Annotated in this window: 17 protein-coding genes; 4 read left to right on the top strand and 13 right to left on the bottom strand. The window is 74.1% G+C overall.

Translation table 11 applies throughout. From position 1 onward, the window contains the following. Nucleotides 1-13 precede the first annotated feature (13 nt). Nucleotides 14-1,306, top strand: coding sequence for an MFS transporter (locus FB586_RS04660; RefSeq protein ID WP_136518098.1), 1,293 nt, complete (start codon nt 14-16; stop codon nt 1,304-1,306). Here the strand turns inward: FB586_RS04660 and FB586_RS04655 are convergent. Both FB586_RS04655 and FB586_RS04650 read right to left on the bottom strand, forming a co-directional pair. Next, nucleotides 1,281-2,567, bottom strand: a complete 1,287-nt coding sequence (locus FB586_RS04655; protein ID WP_136518097.1) for an adenylosuccinate synthase — start codon at nt 2,565-2,567, stop codon at nt 1,281-1,283. The genes FB586_RS04660 and FB586_RS04655 overlap by 26 nt on opposite strands. 163 nt (nt 2,568-2,730) lie before the next feature. After that, on the bottom strand, nt 2,731-3,147 hold the full coding sequence (locus FB586_RS04650; protein WP_136518096.1) for a DUF3151 domain-containing protein: 417 nt from the start codon (nt 3,145-3,147) through the stop codon (nt 2,731-2,733). Nucleotides 3,148-3,309: 162 nt separating this feature from the next. Between FB586_RS04650 and FB586_RS04645 the strand changes: the two genes are divergently transcribed. Then, a complete protein-coding gene (locus tag FB586_RS04645) occupies nt 3,310-3,672 on the top strand; it encodes an STAS domain-containing protein (RefSeq protein WP_136518095.1) in 363 nt (120 codons plus the stop codon). Between the two features lie 45 nt (nt 3,673-3,717). Here FB586_RS04645 and FB586_RS04640 read toward each other — a convergent pair whose 3' ends face one another. Then, nucleotides 3,718-5,826 carry an ATP-binding SpoIIE family protein phosphatase gene (locus FB586_RS04640; RefSeq protein WP_246036442.1) on the bottom strand — a complete coding sequence of 703 codons (2,109 nt, stop codon included), beginning with the start codon at nt 5,824-5,826 and terminating at the stop codon, nt 3,718-3,720. A 146-nt stretch (nt 5,827-5,972) separates the two neighbouring features. On the opposite strand from FB586_RS04640, the gene FB586_RS04635 reads away from it, so the two are divergent. Further along, on the top strand, nt 5,973-6,395 hold the full coding sequence (locus tag FB586_RS04635) for an STAS domain-containing protein (protein WP_246036440.1): 423 nt from the start codon (nt 5,973-5,975) through the stop codon (nt 6,393-6,395). An 83-nt stretch (nt 6,396-6,478) separates the two neighbouring features. On the opposite strand, the gene fbaA is transcribed toward FB586_RS04635, so the two are convergent. From fbaA to FB586_RS04585, 9 genes are all read right to left on the bottom strand, one after another. Continuing rightward, nucleotides 6,479-7,501, bottom strand: coding sequence for a class II fructose-bisphosphate aldolase (fbaA, locus tag FB586_RS04630; RefSeq protein WP_136518093.1), 1,023 nt, complete (start codon nt 7,499-7,501; stop codon nt 6,479-6,481). Nucleotides 7,502-7,734: 233 nt separating this feature from the next. Beyond that, nucleotides 7,735-8,670, bottom strand: a complete 936-nt coding sequence (locus tag FB586_RS04620; protein ID WP_136518091.1) for a putative endonuclease domain-containing protein — start codon at nt 8,668-8,670, stop codon at nt 7,735-7,737. Nucleotides 8,671-8,897: 227 nt separating this feature from the next. Further along, nucleotides 8,898-9,605 (bottom strand): TrmH family RNA methyltransferase, encoded by a 708-nt coding sequence (locus FB586_RS04615; protein ID WP_136518310.1) that lies wholly within the window; start codon nt 9,603-9,605, stop codon nt 8,898-8,900. A gap of 272 nt (nt 9,606-9,877) precedes the next feature. After that, nucleotides 9,878-11,419, bottom strand: coding sequence for an arabinosylfuranosidase ArfA (gene arfA / locus FB586_RS04610; RefSeq protein WP_136518090.1), 1,542 nt, complete (start codon nt 11,417-11,419; stop codon nt 9,878-9,880). A gap of 112 nt (nt 11,420-11,531) precedes the next feature. Then, entirely contained in the window at nt 11,532-12,464 is a 933-nt protein-coding gene (locus FB586_RS04605) for a carbohydrate ABC transporter permease (protein WP_136518089.1), read from the bottom strand. Continuing rightward, nucleotides 12,461-13,411, bottom strand: coding sequence for a carbohydrate ABC transporter permease (locus FB586_RS04600; protein WP_136518088.1), 951 nt, complete (start codon nt 13,409-13,411; stop codon nt 12,461-12,463). Before FB586_RS04600 ends, FB586_RS04605 begins: the two co-directional genes overlap by 4 nt. 29 nt (nt 13,412-13,440) lie before the next feature. Continuing rightward, nucleotides 13,441-14,820: an extracellular solute-binding protein gene (locus FB586_RS04595; RefSeq protein ID WP_136518087.1), complete on the bottom strand. Its 1,380-nt coding sequence runs from the start codon at nt 14,818-14,820 to the stop codon at nt 13,441-13,443. 159 nt (nt 14,821-14,979) lie between these two features. After that, complete coding sequence (locus tag FB586_RS04590; protein WP_136518086.1) at nt 14,980-16,050, bottom strand: LacI family DNA-binding transcriptional regulator; 1,071 nt, start codon at nt 16,048-16,050, stop codon at nt 14,980-14,982. A 15-nt stretch (nt 16,051-16,065) separates the two neighbouring features. After that, the gene (locus FB586_RS04585) at nt 16,066-17,040 is read right to left on the bottom strand and encodes a DUF368 domain-containing protein (RefSeq protein ID WP_246036438.1); all 975 of its coding nucleotides are present in this window, start codon (nt 17,038-17,040) and stop codon (nt 16,066-16,068) included. A 36-nt stretch (nt 17,041-17,076) separates the two neighbouring features. On the opposite strand from FB586_RS04585, the gene FB586_RS04580 reads away from it, so the two are divergent. Beyond that, nucleotides 17,077-17,853, top strand: a complete 777-nt coding sequence (locus FB586_RS04580) for an HAD-IIA family hydrolase (RefSeq protein ID WP_136518085.1) — start codon at nt 17,077-17,079, stop codon at nt 17,851-17,853. Nucleotides 17,854-17,869: 16 nt separating this feature from the next. On the opposite strand, the gene FB586_RS04575 is transcribed toward FB586_RS04580, so the two are convergent. Then, the gene (locus FB586_RS04575) at nt 17,870-18,439 is read right to left on the bottom strand and encodes a LemA family protein (RefSeq protein ID WP_136518084.1); all 570 of its coding nucleotides are present in this window, start codon (nt 18,437-18,439) and stop codon (nt 17,870-17,872) included. Between the last annotated feature and the right edge of the window lie 32 nt (nt 18,440-18,471).

The raw sequence follows: 18,471 nt of genomic DNA, 5'->3' as shown, positions 1-18,471 counted from the left end.
CGAGGAGCAGGCGATGACGACCCCCGTCAGCGGCACCACCACGGCCGGCACGTCGACTGCCGCGTCCGCACCCGCGCCGGCCGCCGCCACCCTCGGTCGCCCGTTCCACGCCCTCGTCGCCTCGTCGGGGCTCGCGAACCTCGGCGACGGCGTCGTGCAGATGGGCGTGCCGCTGCTCGCCGTCACGCTCACCCGCTCCCCCGCCGCGCTCTCCCTCGTCGCCGCCGCGCCCTGGCTGCCGTGGCTCGTGCTCGGCGTCGCCGCAGGCACCCTCGTCGACCGCGTCGACCGGCGGCACGCCCAGCTCGCGGCACTCGCCGCACGGGCCGTGGTCCTCGGCGCCGGGGCGTGGCTCGCCGCCACGGGCCGGCTCACCCTCCCGGTGCTCGCCGTCCTCGTCCTCGCCTACGGCGTGACCGAGGTCCTCGCGGACCTCGCGTCCGCCGCCATGCTGCCCACGCTGGTGCCCCGCGCCCTGCTGCCGGCGGCCAACGGGCGCCTCGTCGCCGTGCAGCAGGTCGCGAACTCCTTCGTCGGGGCGCCCGTCGCCGGCGCCCTGCTCACGCTCGGCGGCGGATGGCTGCTCGGCGCCCCCGCCGCGCTCGCCCTGCTCGCGGTCCTGCTGCTCGCGCGCGGCGTGCCCGGGTCGCACCGCGCGCCGGCCGGCGCCGGTCCGGTGCGCGCCCGGGAGGGCCTGGGCGTCCTGCTGCGGCACCGCGTCGTGCGGCCGGTCGTCCTCACCGCGGCCGTCCTCAACATGGCGAGCACCGGCTACTTCACGCTGTTCGTGCTGTGGTGCGTCGGCCCCGGCTCGCGCCTCGGGCTGACCCCGCAGCTCTACAGCGTGCTCGCCGCGGGGCTCGCCGTCGGCGCGGTCGCCGGCTCGCTGCTCGCGCCCCGGCTGGTCGCCCGCGTCGGCGAGGTCCGGCTCATCCTCGGCGCGTGGCTCGTCGCCTACGCCGCGCTCGCGCTGCCCGTCCTGGTCCCGCACGTGGCCGCCGTCGCCGTGACGGTGCTCGTCGTGGGCACGACGAGCACCGCGGGCAACGTGCTCAACCAGACGATGCGGCAGCGGCTCGTGCCTGCGCACCTGCTCGGACGCGTCAGCGGCGCGTCCCGCACCCTCGCCACGGGCGCCATGCCGCTGGGCGCGCTCGCCGCCGGCGCCGCCGCCGAGCTCGCGGGGCTCGCCCCCGCCCTGCTCGGCGCCACCGCCGTCGCCGTCACCGCCGTCGTGGTCCTCGCGACGCGCCTGCGCCAGCGCGTCGTCGACGAGGAGGTCAGCCGAGCAGCTCGTGCCGGATGATCGTCGCCTCGCGCCCCGGGCCCACGCCCACCGAGGAGATCCGGGTGCCGGACACGTCCTCGAGGAACTGCAGGTAGCGCTGCGCGTTGCGCGGCAGGTCGTCCATCGAGCGCGCGCCGGAGATGTCCTCGGTCCACCCGTCGAGGTACTCGTAGACGGGCTTCGCGTGGTGGAAGTCGGTCTGGTCGACCGGCATGTCCTCGACGCGCCGGCCGTCGACGTCGTAGGCGACGCAGACGGGGATCCGGTCGCGGCCCGTGAGCACGTCGAGCTTCGTCACGACGAGGTCGGTGAGCCCGTTGACGAGGGACGCGTAGCGCACGACGACGGCGTCGTACCAGCCGGTGCGGCGCGGACGGCCCGTGGTGGTGCCGAACTCGCCGCCGGTCTGGCGCAGCCACTCGCCGTCCTCGTCGAGCAGCTCGGTGGGGAACGGACCCTCGCCGACACGCGTCGTGTACGCCTTGGCGACCGCGACGACGCGGTCGATCCGGGTCGGGCCGACGCCCGAGCCCGTGCACGCGCCGCCGGCGGTGCAGGCCGAGGACGTGACGAACGGGTAGGTGCCGTGGTCGACGTCGAGCATCGTGGCCTGCCCGGCCTCGAACACGAGGGTCTTCCCCTCGTCCAGCGCGCGGTTCAGCACGAGCGGCGTGTCGGCGACCATCGGGCGCAGGCGCTCGGCGTGGCGCAGCAGCTCGTCGACGGTCTCGTCCACGGTGATCGCGCGGCGGTTGTAGACCTTCACCAGCAGGTGGTTCTTCTGGTCGAGGGCGCCCTCGACCTTCTGCCGCAGGATCTTCTCGTCGAACAGGTCCTGGACGCGGATGCCGACGCGGTTGATCTTGTCCGCGTACGTCGGGCCGATGCCGCGGCCCGTGGTGCCGATGCGCCGCTTGCCGAGGAACCGCTCGGTGACCTTGTCCATCGTGCGGTGGTACGGCGCGATGACGTGGGCCGCCGAGGACACGAGCAGGCGGGACGTGTCCACGCCGCGGGCCTCGAGCGCCTCGATCTCCTCGAACAGCACCTCGATGTCGACGACGACGCCGTTGGCGATCACCGGGACGACGCCGGGCGTGAGGATGCCCGACGGCAGCAGGTGGAGCGCGTACTTCTCGCCCTCGATCACGACCGTGTGCCCGGCGTTGTTGCCGCCGTTGAACTTCACGACGTAGTCGGTGCGGTCGCCGAGCTGGTCGGTCGCCTTGCCCTTGCCCTCGTCGCCCCACTGGGCGCCGAGCACCACGACGGCGGGCATGCAGATCACCACTTCCTGCTGCCTGCGGTGCGGCTCCGCCCGCAGACGGGCGCGAGCGGGCTCGCGGCGCGGGTGACCCGGGCGCGGGCGGCAGTGACCCGCGGCCACCCGGAAGGGTACCGGAGGGTGGTGACGCGGGTGCCGCGCGCCCGTCCGGACGGGATCAGCGCAGCGCGCGGACCTCGTCGGCGGACGTGCCCGAGTCCAGCAGGAACTGCCGGCAGCGCTCGCCCTCCTCGGTCTCGCCGATCGCGTCCGCGGCGTCCGCGAGCGCGAGCAGCGCGCGCAGGAAGCCCTGGTTCGGCTCGTGCGCGGCCGGGATCGGCCCCCGTCCCCGCCACCCGGCCCGCCGCAGGGCGTCCAGGCCGCGGTGGTACCCGGTGCGGGCGTACGCGTAGGCCTCCACCGGGTCGTCCGCTCGCTCGGCCAGCAGGGCCCAGGCGAGCGACGAGGCGGGGGCGACGCGGGCGACGTCCCGCGGGTCCTCCCCGACGGAGAGCGCGGTGCGGGCGGCGCCGTCCGGGCCGTCGGCGGGCAGGTGCGTGGGTGCGGGACCGTCCAGGAGGTTCTCGTGCGCCATGGCGCCAGTCTGCACCGCGGGGGGCCTGCGGGGGCGGACGTGCGCGGGAGTCACCCGGGGCCGAGGTGCGACCGCTCGGCACCGCGGCTACAGTCGAACGGCCGACCAGCAGGCCGTGCCGCGGCCGCCCCTCCCCGGTCGGCACCGTCGGACCGGAGCACCATGATCGAGATCTCGACGTCGTCCACGACCACGACCCTCGTCATCGCGGGCGACCTCGACCTGGCGGAGCGCGACCAGTTCCCCGAGGTCACGGCGCGCGTGGTCGGCCTGCGCCGCCAGCTCCTCGTCATCGACATGTGCCGCGTGACGTTCATGGACTCCACCGGCGCGGCGTTCCTCATCTCGCTCGCCGACGCGGGGCGGCGCCGCGGCGGCGCCACCGTCCTGCGCGGGGCCGCCGAGCGCGACCTGTTCGTCCTCGAGATCTGCGGCGCGCTCGACCTCTTCCGCATCGACACCTCGCACCGCTGCGAGCCGCTCGAGGGCGTGACGGAGGACGACCGGGCCAACGCCCCGGCCTGACCCCGGGCCGCCGCGGCGGCCACCGGCGCGCGGGAGCCCGCGCGGTCAGTCCTCGGTGCGCCCCGACCGCGGCAGCGCGCCCGGGCGCACCTTCGCCCACACGACCTTGCCGCCGCGCGACTGCCGCCAGCCCCAGTCGGACAGCCGCTCGACGATCTGCATGCCGAACCCGCCGACACGGCCCGGGTGCCCGTCGGTCGTGACGGGCGGGGTCGGGTTGGCGTCCTCGACCTCGATCCGCAGGCCGTCGCCCGTGTCGTAGAGCTGCAGGGCGACGTGACCCCAGCCGTGCAGCACGGCGTTCGCGACGAGCTCGCTCACCACGAGCTCGGCGTTGGACGCCTCGCGGATGTCCCAGGCCTCGCAGGTGCGCACGACGGCGTGCCGCGCCCGGGCGATCGACGCGGGCTCGCTGGGCAGCGACCACCGCCGCCGGCGCGGGCTCGTCGTGCCGCGCAGGTGGTCCTCCGGGTCGGGCACCCGGACGACCACGACCGCGACGTCGTCCTCGGGGTGGTCCGCGAGCCGCGAGAGCAGGTCCTCCCCGATGCCGGGGGCGTCGCGGGCGGTGATGCTCGCCGCGACGGTCTCCAGCACGGTCAGGCCGTCACGGAGGCTGCGGTCGCGCCGCTCGACGAGGCCGTCGGTGTAGTAGACGAGCACGTCGCCGGGCTCGAGGACGGCCTCCGCCGTCGTCCGGCCGCCGGTGCCGAACCCGATCAGGGGGCCGCCGGCGTCACGCAGCTGCGTGGCGTGCCCGTCGCGCACGTGCAGGACCGGCAGGTGGCCGGCGCGGGCGTAGCGCAGCAGCCAGGTGCCGTCCGGCTCGCGCCGCAGCGTGGACAGCACGAGGCTCGCCGCACGCGGGATGCGCAGGCCGCCGAAGAGCTGGTCGACGCGGTCCAGCACCGAGCCGGGCGTGGCGATGTCCATGGCGTACGACCGCACGACCGAGCGCAGCTGCCCCATCGCTGCCGCCGCCTCGACGTCGTGGCCCACGACGTCCCCCACCACGACCCCGACCGTCTCCGCCCCGAGCTGCTGCACGTCGTACCAGTCGCCGCCGACCTGCGCGTCGTCGGCGTTCGGCGAGTAGTACGTCCACACGTCCAGGCCGTCGACCTCGCCCTGCTCGGGGAGCATCGCGCGCTGCAGCGTCTCCGCGAGCCGGTGCTCGCGGTCGTACAGCCGGACGTTGTCGATGGAGATGCCCACGCGCCGGGCGATGAGCTCGAGGACCGTCAGCGTCGACGCGTCGAGGGCCGCGAGCCCGCCGCCGCCCCGCGGCCGGACGACCAGGAGGCCGAGGGTCCGGCGCCGCCCGGGCACGGGCAGCACCACCACGGTGCGGTCCTCCCCGGCCGGGACGGGCCGACCGGTGCGCTCGGCGTGGGCGGCCGCCAGGTCGACGTGCGCGGCGAGCCACTGCGCGTAGGTGCCCTCCGGCTGACCGGCGCCGAGGTCGAGCTCCACGGCCCGGTCCGGGGACCCGCCCAGGAGCCGTCCCACCGGGTCCCGCGGGCACGACATGGGCAGGCGGGGGCCCTGCCCGTCCGGCCGCGGCGCGCCGCCCGGACGGCGGGGGTCGAGGCCCTCGGCCGCCCACAGGCCCCGGTCGTGCAGGTAGAAGCCGGCCCAGCCGACGACCTCGGCCGTCAGCAGGGACGCGATCTCCCGCAGCCCGTGCGGCTCGTCGACGTCCATCAGCAGGTCCGAGACGCGCGCGACGAGGGACAGGCTGCGCCGCTCGCGCCGCTCGGCCTCCACCAGCGCGACCTGCTCGGCGCGCTCGCTCAGCTGCGCCGTGAGGTCCTGGAGCGCGACGACCCAGGCCCCGGCACGGAGGGCGGGGGCACCGACGGGCGCGAGGTGCGCGATGCAGTGGACGTAGGCGCCGTCGGAGCGCCGCAGGACCACGCGCTGCGTGAACGGCAGGCCGCCGGCGAACCCGGCGCGCGTGGCCGGGACGTCCACGGGTCGGACACGCGGGTCGGTGAGCACGTCGAGCGCGACGACCCGCTGCGGCTCGTACCCGGTGGCCCGCGCCAGGGCCCCGTTCGCCCAGGCGACACGGACGGCGTCGGGCGAGGCCGTGAGCAGGGCGGTCGGCACGAGCGTCGCCTCGAGGGCGCCGGCGAGGAGGTCCGAGGTCACCCCGTGGAGGACCTCCGGGACCGCACCGACGGGCGACGCGGAGGCGTGGGAGTTGACCACCACCACCTCCGATCGTCTAGCGTGCCGAGCGGAAGGACAAACTCGACCACACGGCGAGCCCCTCCCCCTGCGCCGGAAGGAGCATCGTGCGAGACGGTAACAGCCCCGACCAGGGCGAGCCCACGCACACCACGGAGCCGGGCGGGGGACCGGCTGCCGGTGAGCCCGGGGCCGTGCACGTCATCGTCGGCACGGACCGTACGCGGATCGTCCTGTCGGGCGAGGTCGACGCGGACCTGGGCCCCGAGCTCCAGGAGGCGACGGCCGAGGCCGAGCAGCGCGGTCTGCCGATCGAGGTCGACGCGCACCACGTGACGTTCATGGACTCGTCGGGTGTCGCGTTCCTGGCCCGCCTGTCGATCCGCAGCGAGCACCGCGTGCGCCTGCTGCGGGTGCCGCCGACGGTGCGGTTCCTCCTCGAGGTGACCCGCATCGGCGAGCTGCTCGACGTGGTGGACGACGACGACACGGCGGAGCCGTTCGAGCCCGTGGACTCGACCACTCCCTGAGACGAACCCGCCGGTCACTGCGGTGGGACGACGACGGCCCCGGACCTCGCGAGGTCCGGGGCCGTCGTGCGTGGTGCCGGGGGTCAGGAGAGCTTCTGACCCGCCGAGCGCAGCTGCTGGCACGCCTCGACGACGCGCGCGGCCATGCCCGCCTCGGCGAGCTTGCCCCAGGCGCGCGGGTCGTAGGCCTTCTTGTTGCCGACCTCGCCGTCGATCTTCAGCACGCCGTCGTAGTTGGTGAACATGTGGCCGACGACCGGGCGCGTGAACGCGTACTGGGTGTCGGTGTCGATGTTCATCTTGATGACGCCGTTGTCGACCGCCTCGGAGATCTCCTCGGCCGTGGAGCCCGAACCGCCGTGGAACACGAGGTCGAACGGGTTCTCCTTGCCGATCTCGTCGCCGACGGCCTTCTGGATGTCCGCGAGGATCGACGGGCGCAGCTTGACCGCACCCGGCTTGTACACGCCGTGCACGTTGCCGAACGTCAGGGCCGTCAGGTAGCGGCCCTTCTCGCCGGCGCCGAGCGCGCGGACCGTCGCGAGGCCGTCCTCGGCCGTCGTGTAGAGCTTCTCGTTGATCTCGGCCTCGTGGCCGTCCTCCTCGCCACCGACGACGCCGACCTCGATCTCGAGGATCGTGCGGGCCGCCTGGGAGAGCTCGAGGAGCTCCGCCGCGATGACGAGGTTCTCCTCGAGCGGGATGTCCGAGCCGTCGAACATGTGCGACTGGAACAGCGGGTTCTCGCCGCGCTTGACCTGCTCGGCCTCGTGCGCGAGCAGCGGGCGGACCCACGAGTCGAGGTTCTTCTTGACGCAGTGGTCCGTGTGCAGCGCGATCGTCACGCCGTAGTTCTTCGCGACCTCGGTCGCGTACGCCGCGAGCGCCAGCGAGCCGCTGATGCGGTTCTTGATCGTCGAGCCCGAGGCGTACTCGGCGCCGCCGACGGACACCTGGATGATGCCGTCCGACTCGGCCTCCGCGAAGCCCTGGATGGCGGCGGTGACGGTCTGGGACGACGTGATGTTGACGGCGGGGTAGGCGAACCTGCCGGCCTTCGCCCGGTCGATCATCTCGGCGTAGACCTCGGGGGTTGCGATGGGCATCGCGGCATCTCCTGCACGTAGACGGATGCGGTACGACCGCAGTCTGCCACCCCCACGGAACCGCCCGCCGGGACGTCCGCCGCCACCCCACCCCACCCCCACCCCCACCCGCCTCACCCCCACCCGCCCCACCCCCACCCCCCGGCTCGCGAGCGCAACCTGGTGCACGCCTGCGGCCCCTCGCGCGTGCACGAGGTTGCGCTCGTGAGCGCGGGGCCGCCGGGCGGGGGGCGTCAGGGGCGCGTCGAGGCCGTCAGGGCGGCGCGGACGACCGGGGCGACGCGGCGCCGCGCGACGTCGGCCGCGGTGAACCGGAGCACCGTGTGGCCGAGCACGGCGAGCGCGTTCTGCCGCCGCCGGTCGTGCAGCAGCGCGGCCGGGACGTCGTGGAACTCGCGCCCGTCCACCTCGCCCAGCACCCAGCTCCCGTCACGGCGTCGCCAGCCCAGGTCGCAGCGCGCGACGAGGGCCCCGTCCCGCCCCCGGACGACGTGCTGCAGCTCGTCCGGCGGCACGCCCCCGTCGACGCACTGCAGCCGGGCGAACGTCTCCAGCGGCGACTCCGCGCGCGGGTCCACGAGGTCCCACCACCCACGCGTCCGCGCGGCACCTCGCCGCCCGACGACGGCCGCTCGTACCGCCCGCAGCTCCGCCACGGTCAGGCGTCGACGGCGCAGCACGTCGTCGAGCACCGCGACCGCGTGGTCCCGCGGCAGCTCGGGCAGCGCCTGGACGAGGGCGACCGGCAGGGGCGCCGCGAGCGCACCGCCGACGCGGACGCCGACGACGTCGAACCGCCGCACGCGGACACCGTCCCGGCCGGGCGCGTACCGGCCGCCGGGGAGCGCCACCTCGGGCGCCGTGCCCGAGGGCAGGCCGGCCACGTCGTGCAGGGCGAGCGCGCAGGCACCCACGGCGACCGCTCCGGGACCGTACGCCAGCAGGCCGGTCCACGCGGCCCGTCGCCTGAGCTCGTGCGGGGCGCGGGACCCCTCGGGACGGACGTCGTAGACCCCCCTGACCACGCGCTGCCAGAGCCCGTCGCTCACGAGGCGCCCGCGCCGGCCCCTGCCGACACCGGCAGCGTCGCACTGCGCGGTCGAGACGAGGTCAGCCTGTGCGCGGGCGAGCGCGCGCAGGTCCGGCGGGAGCGAGGGAGCGGGCGCCACGGGACCAGGTCACCCTCCTCACGTCCCGTCCGCGGGGCAGCCCTCCGCCCCCTGTGGACGTCGCGGCACGCCGCGGCCCTGAGGACGGCTCGCCCCTCTGACCTCCGACCCGCTAAACCGGCCGGATCGGGTCCACGAACGCAACTTGGCGCTCGTGTGCGGCGGCTTCAGGGTGCAGCAGGTTGCGCTCGGCGGGTGGGGGTGGGGTGGGGTGGGGTGGGCGGGGGTCAGGGGGTGGGGGTGGCGTGGGTGAGGGCCCAGGTGTGCATCGCGATGGCCGCCGCGGCACCCGCGTTGAGGGAGCGGGTGCTGCCGTGCTGGGTGATGTGCAGGACGACGTCGCAGGCGGCCTGCGCCTCGGGGGTCAGGCCCGTGGACTCCTGGCCCAGCAGCAGGACGCACGCGCGCGGCAGCCGGTACCCCTCGATCGGCACCGATCCCGGCACGTTGTCGAGGCCGACGACGGGCAGCCGGCCGCCGTCCGGTCCCGCCCCGGCCGCCCACGCGACCAGAGCCGCGGCGTCGGGGTGGTGGTGCACGTGCAGGTAGCGGTCCGTGACCATGGCACCGCGACGGTTCCAGCGGCGGCGGCCGACGACGTGCACCCCCGCCGCGTTGAACGCGTTCGCGGTCCGCACGACCGACCCGATGTTGAGGTCGTGGGCCCAGTTCTCGATCGCGACGTGGAACGGGTGCCGGCGCGTGTCGAGGTCGGCCACGACCGCCTCCACCGTCCAGTAGCGGTACCTGTCCACGACGTTGCGCCGGTCCCCGTGCGCGAGCAGCTCGGGGTCGTAGCGCGGGTCCAGGGGTGAGCCCGGTCCGGCGAGCCGTGGCCAGGCGTCGGGGCCGCCGGGCCACGGGCCGACGCCGACCTCGCGCGCCTCCTCCGGCGACCGGCCGCCCGGAGCCCCGCCCGCGCGCCGGTCCCGCACCCCGGCGCCTCCGCCCGGCACGTCCCGCACCCCGGCGCCTCCGCCCGGCACGTCCCCCACCGGCACGTCCACCGGCACGTCCCCGGCCGGGACCTGGTCCACCGGCGCCTCACCCGGCAGCACGTGTCCCACCGGCACGTCCCCCGCCCGCTCGCCCTCGGGCCGTCCGTCGCACATCCGCGCATCATCCCCCGGGCGCGCCGACGGGTGCCGGTGCGCGGTGGCCGTCGGGCCGGCCGCACGCCGGCACCCGCCCCGGCTGCCGGGGGGCGTCAGGCCGCCGTCGCCTCCAGCTGCACGACCGCCCACGACAGCGGCGGCAGGCGCAGCGCGACCTGCTCGCCGTCGACCGTGACGTCGCCGAGGGGACGCAGGCCCACGGCGTCCGGGTTCTCCTGCGTGTTCGCGGTGTAGCGGTCGCCGCCCTCCGGGACGTCGAGCACCTCGGCGGCCAGCACGCGGCCGAGGCGCCAGCCGCGCAGCGTCGCCGCCACGTCCGCCGCCTCGTCGAGGTCGCGGTTGGCCAGGAAGAGCGCGACGCGCCCGTTCTCCTCGTCCCACGTCGCGGAGACGTCGACGAGGTCCACGTCCCCGAAGCGCTCCGTGGCGTACCGGTCGGAGGCCACGACGGGCCGCAGGATCTCGCCCTTCGCGAGGGCGGCGGTCCGCGCGAACGGCCAGAAGATCGTCTGCCGCCACGCGGGCCCGCCCTCCTCGGAGCGGATCGGGGCGATGACGTTGACGAGCTGCGCCTGGTTGGCGACCTTCACGCGGTCCCCGTGCCGCAGGAGCGAGTTGAGCAGCGTCCCCACGACGACGGCGTCGGTGACCCCGTACTCGTCCTCGATGATCCGCGGGTGCTCGCGCCAGACCGCCTCGCGCTCGATCACGTGCGGCTGGTCGGGCGTCTCCTTGCCGGTCTGGTACCAGACGTTCCACTCGTCGAACGAGAGGTTGATGTGCTTCTTGTGCTTGCCCGCGGCGCGCACGGCGTCCGCGGTGGAGACGACCGACTCGATGAAGTAGTCCATGTCGACCGCGCTGGCCAGGAACGACCCGTGGTCGCCCTCGACCTCCTGGTAGTAGGCGTGCGCCGAGATGTAGTCGACGTGCTCGTACGCGTGCCGCAGGACGGTCTGCTCCCACGACCCGAAGGTCGGCATGCCGGAGTTCGACGACCCGCACGCGACCAGCTCGATCGTCGGGTCGACCAGGCGCATCGCCTTGGCCGCCTCCGTCGCGATGCGTCCGTACTCCTCGGCGGTCTTCTGGCCCATCTGCCACGGGCCGTCCATCTCGTTGCCCAGGCACCACAGGCGGATGTCGAACGGCTCCGCGTGCCCGTTCTTGCGCCGCAGGTCGGACCACGCGGTGCCGCCGGGGTGGTTCGCGTACTCGACGAGCGCACGCGCCTCCTCCACGCCGCGCGTGCCGAGGTTGACCGCCTCCATGATCTCGACGCCGGCCACGCGCGCCCAGTCGACGAACTCGTGCAGCCCGAACTGGTTGGTCTCGACGGTGTGCCACGCGCCGTCCAGCCGCACGGGACGCTCCTCGCGCGGCCCCACGCCGTCCTCCCAGCGGTAGCCGGAGACGAAGTTGCCGCCCGGGTACCGCACCACCGTGGCGCCGAGCTCGCGGACCAGCTCGAGCACGTCCGTGCGGAACCCCTGCTCGTCGGCCGCCGGGTGACCGGGTTCGTAGATGCCGGTGTACACGCACCGGCCCATGTGCTCGACGAACGAGCCGAACAGACGGTGCGGCACGGGTCCGGCCGTGAAGTCGCGGTCGAGGGTGAGACGTGCGCGGGTCATGGGACTCCTCGGGGTGGGACGGGCCGTCGCGTCCCGGGGCACCGGTCCGGGGCCCCGGGACGACGACGACGGTGGTGCGGTCAGCGCCGGCCGCGGCCGGCACGGGGACGGGTCACTGACCGCCGAAGCCGGTCGTGGAGAACCCGCGGATGATCTGCCGCTGGAAGAACAGGAAGACGATGACCAGCGGGAGTGCGGCCAGCACGGCCGACGCCATCGTCTGCGCGTACTGCAGGCCGTAGGCGCTCTTCACGGTCTGCAGGCCGACGGGCAGCGTCATGAGGGACGCGTCGGACGTGATGATGAACGGCCACAGGAAGTTGTTCCACGCCCCGATGAACACGAAGATCGCGACGGCCGCGAGGATCGGCCGCGACAGCGGCAGCACGATGCTCCAGAAGACGCGCAGCCGGCTGGCGCCGTCGATGCGCGCGGCGTCCTCGAGCTCGACGGGGACCTGCTCGAAGAACTTCTTCAGGATGAACACCATGGCCGGGTGCACGAGCTGCGGCAGGATGATCGCCCAGTACGTGTCGACCAGGTTCAGCGCGAGCATCTCGTAGAACAGCGGGACGATCAGCACCGGCGGCGGCACGATGATCGACGCGATGATCAGGTAGAACAGCCACTTGCGGCCGGTGAAGTCGATGCGCGCCAGCGCGTACGCGGCGAGCGCCGAGACCGCCAGCGTCACGACCGTGATGGCCGTCGCGGTGAGCAGGCTGTTCCACGTCCACAGCGGGACGTTCCCCTCGCGCAGCACGTTGGCGTACGCGTCGGTGGTGAACCCGTCCTCGGGGAGCAGCGTCACGGGGGTGGCGGCCGCCGTGGCCTCCGACTTGAACGACGTGATCACGGCCCACAGGAACGGCAGGAGCCACGTGACGGCCATGACGACGAGCGCGAGGATCGCGACGATGCGGCCGGGGCTGGCGAACCGCTCCCCGACGCGCAGGTTGGCGCCGCGCGTGAAGCGGCCGGGGATGCGGGGACGCGGACCCGGACGGTAGGCCGCGTTGGGCTGGGGTGCGACGGTGGTGGTCATGCGGCGTTCCTCCGCGACGTGAACCGCAGCTGCGCGACGGAGATGATGATGATGACCGCGAAGAACACGTACGCGATCGCCGACGCGTAGCCGAACCGGTAGCCCGTGAATCCGGACTCGAAGATGTACTGGACGACCGGGCGCGTGGTCCCGCCGGGACCGCCCTGCGTCATGATGTAGATCTGGTCGAAGACCTTGAGCGAGGCCAGGATCTGCAGCAGCACGATGAGCACGGTGGTGGGGCCGAGCTGCGGCAGCGTGATGGACCAGAGCTGGCGCCACCGGCCCGCGCCGTCGAGCGCGGACGCCTCGTACTGCTGCTCGGGGATGTTCTGCAGGGCCGTCAGGTAGAGCAGGAAGTTGAACCCGACGGTCCACCACAGCGTCTCCACGACGACGGCGAGCATGGCCCACTGCGGGTCCTGCAACCACGCCTGGCCCTCGATGCCGACGACGCCGAGCATCGCGTTCACGAGCCCGAGCTGCGGGTTGTACATCCAGATCCAGAACTGCGCGGCGACGGTGGACGCCAGCAGGAACGGCATGAAGAACGACAGCCGCCACAGCCACTGCCCGGGCAGCCCCTGGAAGACCAGCAGCGCCATGACGAGCCCGACGAGCACCAGCGGGATCGTCGACAGCACCGTGAACCACACGGTGTTGAGCATCGAGCGCCACATGATCGGGTCGGACAGCGCCTCGGCGTAGTTGGCGAAGCCGAGGAAGTCCCCACCGGCGCCGGTGATGCTCTCGCCGGTGAAGCTGAGCCAGAAGCCGTGCAGCAGCGGCCACAGCAGGAACATGACGAAGACGACCAGGAACGGTGCGACGAACGCCCACCCGATGCGGGTGTCGCGCGAGCGCTGCGCGCTGGTGACGGTGCGCTCCGGTGCGGCGGTGCCCGCGCGGGCACGGCCGGTCCGGGCGCCGAGTGTTGCGGAGGACACGATCGGACTCCCTTGTCGGATCGGACCGGTCAGACCGGGTTCGGCTTGGCGAGCTGGACGTCGATGCGTCGGACGAAGGCCTCGAAGCCCGCACGCGGGTCGGCACCCTGCAGGTACACGTTCTGCACGGTCTCGAGGAAGTAGTTCTGGAAGTCCGACCCGGACCCGGTGAACCACGCCTCCGGGTCGTAGTTGAGGATCTCCGCGGCCGGCGCGTAGTTCGCCTGCGGCGTCAGCTGCGCGTAGTCCTCGCTCTCGATCACGGGCTGGAACGCCGGGATGTGCCCGGCCTCCGCCCACGGCAGCGAGTTCTTGAGCAGGTCCGCGACGAACTCGTACGTGGCCCGCCGCTGCTCCGGGTCCGGGTTGTTCTGGTGCGGCAGCGTGAACGCGTGCGAGTCGGCGTACGCGGCGGGCGTACCGAACAGCGTCGGGATCGGCTGCGCGTCGAGCCCGAACCCGGCCGCCTTCATGGTCGGCAGCTCCCACACGCCGGTGAGGAACATGCCGGCCTCGGCGGACGCGAACTCCGAGACGGCCGTCCCGTAGTCGCCGTTCGGCGTGGCGACCGTCCCGTCGAGCATCCGCTGGATGTACTCCAGCGACGACACGGCGGCGTCCACGTCCACCTTCGCCTTGTCCCCGGACAGGTCGAACTCGGCGCCGTGCTGCTTGTAGAAGGTGTAGAACAGCCGCCACATCTGGGCGCCGTCGCCGAGGTACCCGTACGCGATGCCGTGGCCGCCCGTCACGCCCTGCATGGCCCGCGCGACCTCGAGGAACGTCTCGGGGTCCTCGATCGGCACCAGGCGGCCGTCCGGGCCGAGCGCACCCGCCTGCGCGGCGACGTCCGTGTTGTACATGAGGATGAACGGGTGCGAGTCGAGGGCGATCGAGTACACGTTCCCGTCGAGCGTGCCCTTCTGCCAGACGCGCTCGAGGAAGTCCCCCTCCTGCACGCCCACGTCGGCGAGGAGGTCGAGGTCCCAGGGGTCGAGCAGCCCGCCCGGGGCGTACCCGGCGACGCGTGAGGCGTGCATGACGGCCACGTCGGGGGCGCGCCCGCCGACGCTCGCCATCGCGAGCTTCGTGTAGTACGGGGCGCCCCAGGCCAGCACGGTCTGGGTCGCCTCGTACCCGTGCTCCATGGCGTTGGCCTCCTCGACGAGGTTCGCCATGACGATGCCGTCGCCGCCGCTGAGCAGGTGCCAGTAGGACAGCGGCCGGGCACCGCCGGCGGCGACCGCGGCGGGACTGCACCCGCCGAGCGAGCCGAGGGTGGCGACGCCGCCGGCGGCGGCGAGCGAGCCGAGCAGCACCTGGCGCCGGGTGAGTCCGCCCCCGGGGTCCGGGGGTCGGGCGGCGGGCGGTGCGGGGACGTGGGGGCGGAGGGGTCGTCGGATGCCCATGTCGTCACTCCTTCGTGACACCAAGCGGACCGTCGTCGTGTGGCGGCGACGGGGCCGCAGGTCCTCCCCGACCGCGGCTCCGTCACCGTCGCAGCGATCATTACATCGTTGGAACCCGAGGACAAGAAGGAGCGACCGGACGAAGAGGGCGTGTCGCGGTCAGCCCTCGGCGAGGGCCGCCGCAGCACCGGCCGCACCCACCGACCCCGCGGCCGCGCCGCCCGTGCTCTCGCGCACCACCACGCGGTGCGGGACCAGCACGTGCCGCGGCGCACGCGCCCGGTCCTCGATGCGGTCGGCGAGCAGGTCGAGCGTGGTCGCCACGAACCGGCGCAGGTCGAACGCGACGGTCGTCAGCGGCGGGACGGCGTACCGCGCCGGCCCGACGTCGTCGAAACCGGCCACCGCGACGTCCTGCGGCACGCGCACGCCGCGCTGCCAGAGCAGGCCCAGCACCCCGAGCGCCATCGAGTCCGTGAAGCAGAAGAACGCGTCCGGCAGGGCCTCGCGGTCGAGGAACGCGGTCACCGCCGCGACCGCGTCCTGCGTCGTCCACGCCGCGGCCGGGATCTCGAGCCGGGGGTCGTGCGGGACACCGGCGTCGACGAGGGCGCGGCGGTACCCCTCGGTCCGCTGCCGGGCCGCGGCCGTCTCCATCAGCCCGGGCGCCCCCACGACCGCGACCCGGCGGCGGCCGGTCGCGAGCAGGTGCGCCGTCATGTCGCGCGCCGCGGCGACGCTGTCCACCCCGACCTGGTCGGTGCGGTCCTGCACCACCTCCCCGATGAGGACCGTCGGCGGCAGCGGCGCGCGTCCCACGCCCACGTGGTCGGCGACGACCGAGTCCTCGAGCGACACCGGGTTGAGCACCAGCCCGTCCACCAGCTGGGAGCGCGCCCGCGAGAGCAGCTCGACCTCACGGTGCGGCTCGGCCGCCGTCTCCTCGACCTGGACGCCCCAGCCGCGCGCGTGCCCCTCCTCGACGAAGTGGTGCGCGAGCTCGGCGGAGTACGCCGTCGACAGGTCGGGGAGGGCCAGCGCGATCAGCCCGTACCGGCCGCTGCGCAGCCCGCGCGCGACGAGGTTGGGCACGTAGTCGAGGTCGCTGAGGGCGCGCTCGACGCGCTCACGCGTCTCGGGCCGCACGTAGACGCGTCCGTGGATGACGTTGGACACAGTCTTGGGCGAGACGCCGGCGCGCGTGGCGACGTCCTTCACGGTCGGGCGCATCGGGGCCCCCGCAGCTCAGCCGGCCGTGGCCGCGCGCGCCACGCGCCGGCGCTCCCACAGGACGAGGGCGAGCACGACCGCCGCACCCGCCAGGGCGAGCAGCGCCGGGCCGACCACGTCCCCGGAGGGCGCCAGCAGGCCCCGGTCCTCGTCCTGCCAGGGCCACAGCGCCCGCAGCGAGCCGACCATGAGACCGGCGAGCGCCGCCATGGTGCCCTGCCTGCGGCGGTGCAGCAGCCACTGGAGCAGCTTGACGAAGGACGCCAGCCCGACCGCGGCCCCGAGCACGAACACCCCCACGAACGCGAGGTCGCGGTCGTCCAGGGCGGCCTGCACCGGTACGTAGAGACCGAGCACGACGAGCAGCGCGGACCCGGAGACGCCGGGCAGCACGAGCGCGTTGATCGCGAGGGCCGCACCGAGGAAGACGTACCAGAGCGACGGGTCGCGCACCTCCGCGGGAGCGAGCCCGGCGAGCAGGAACGCCACGACTGCGCCCGCGACCAGGAGCACGGCGTCGAGCGCACGGAAGCGGCGCGGCATCATCTGCAGGGGCACGACCACCGACGCGGCGATCATGCCGAGGAAGACCGCCCGGGTCGGGACCGGGTGCGTCTCCAGCAGCGGGGCGATCGTGCGCAGCGACACCAGGAGCACCACGACCATGCCGACGAGCACGGGCACGAGCAGCCGCCAGTCGACGCGCCGCAGGGACGCCAGCGCGTCCCCCGTGCCCGTGCGGCGCGCGACACCGGTCACGAGCGCCCGGCCGGCGTGCACCACCTGGCCGGCCGCCGTCACGAGCTGGTCGTAGAGCCCGACGACGAGTGCGATCGTGCCCCCGGAGATGCCCGGGACGGACTCCGCCGCTCCGATCAGCCCGCCACGGACCGCGTCGAGCGGTGCGTGGGACCACGAGGTGCGGCGCGGGGGGTCGACCAGGTCGGGCTCCGGCGGGAGGGCGGCGGGGGCGGCGTGGTGGGCGCTCACCCCGGCAGCGTAGCCACCACGGCTAGCCTGACGACCATGACGGAACGCGCCATCCACTCCTGGCTGTCCGACATGGACGGCGTGCTCGTGCACGAGGGCACGGCCCTGCCCGGGGCCGCCGAGTTCGTCCGCGCCCTGCAGACGGCCGGGCGCCCGTTCCTCATCCTCACGAACAACTCGATCTTCACGCCCCGCGACCTGCGCGCGCGGCTGGCGGCCACCGGCATCGACGTCCCCGAGGAGGCCATCTGGACCTCCGCGCTGGCCACGGCGCAGTTCCTCAGCGACCAGATGCCGGGCGGGTCGGCGTACGTCATCGGCGAGGCCGGCCTGACTACGGCGCTGTACGAGGCGGGCTACACGCTCACGGCGGCGCAGCCGGACTTCGTCGTGCTGGGCGAGACCCGCACGTACTCGTTCGAGGCGATCACGCAGGCGGTCCGGCTCATCCAGGGCGGCGCGCGGTTCATCGCGACGAACCCTGACGTGACCGGTCCGAGCGCCGAGGGCGACCTGCCGGCGACCGGCGCGGTCGCCGCCATGATCAGCGCCGCGACCGGGCGCAAGCCCTACTTCGTGGGCAAGCCGAACCCGATGATGATCCGCTCGGCGCTCAACCGGATCGACGCGCACTCCGAGACGACGGTCATGGTCGGCGACCGCATGGACACCGACGTCGTCGCCGGCATCGAGGCCGGTCTGCGCACGTACCTCGTGCTCACCGGGTCGACGCGGGCGCAGGACGTCGAGCGCTTCCCGTTCCGGCCCACCGCCGTGCGCGACTCGGTCGCCGACCTCGTCGAGCTCGTCTGAGCCCGCCGCGGGCGCGTCAGAACCGGACGTCCGGCGCCTGGCGCACCTGCGGGTCGTCGGCCTCGAAGTACTCGGCCCGCCGGAACCCGAACATGTTGGCGATCACGTTCGGCGGGAACGTCTCGACCTTGGTGTTCAGCGCCCGCACGTTCGCGTTGTAGAACCGCCGGCCCGCCGCGATGCGGTCCTCGGTGTTGGTGAGCTCGGCCTGCAGCTGCTGGAAGTTCTCGCTCGCGCGCAGCGCCGGGTAGGCCTCGGCGACCGCGAACAGACGCCCGAGCGCCGCCGTCAGCTGGTTCTCCTGCGCGGCCTGCTGGGCGGGACCCGCGGCGGGGCCGGCCGCGGCGGCGCGTGCCCGCGTGACCTCGTCGAAGACCGCGCGCTCGTGCGCCGCGTAGCCCTTCACCGACTCCACGAGGTTCGGGATGAGGTCGTGCCGGCGGTGCAGCTCCACGTCGATCTGCCGCCACGCCTCCTGCACGAGGTTGCGCAGCCGGACGAACCCGTTGTACTGGGCGACCGCCCACAGCAGCACGATCAGGACGATCACGCCGATCACGAGCAGGGCGATGGTGCCACCGGTCACGAGAGGGCCTTTCCGAGGGGGTGGGTCCGGGC

It is taken from the genome of Cellulomonas telluris (assembly GCF_004886325.1).
Taxonomy (GTDB): domain Bacteria; phylum Actinomycetota; class Actinomycetes; order Actinomycetales; family Cellulomonadaceae; genus Cellulomonas; species Cellulomonas telluris.
Note: the sequence above shows the minus strand (reverse complement) of the source record. Positions and strands in the feature narration are given on the sequence as shown.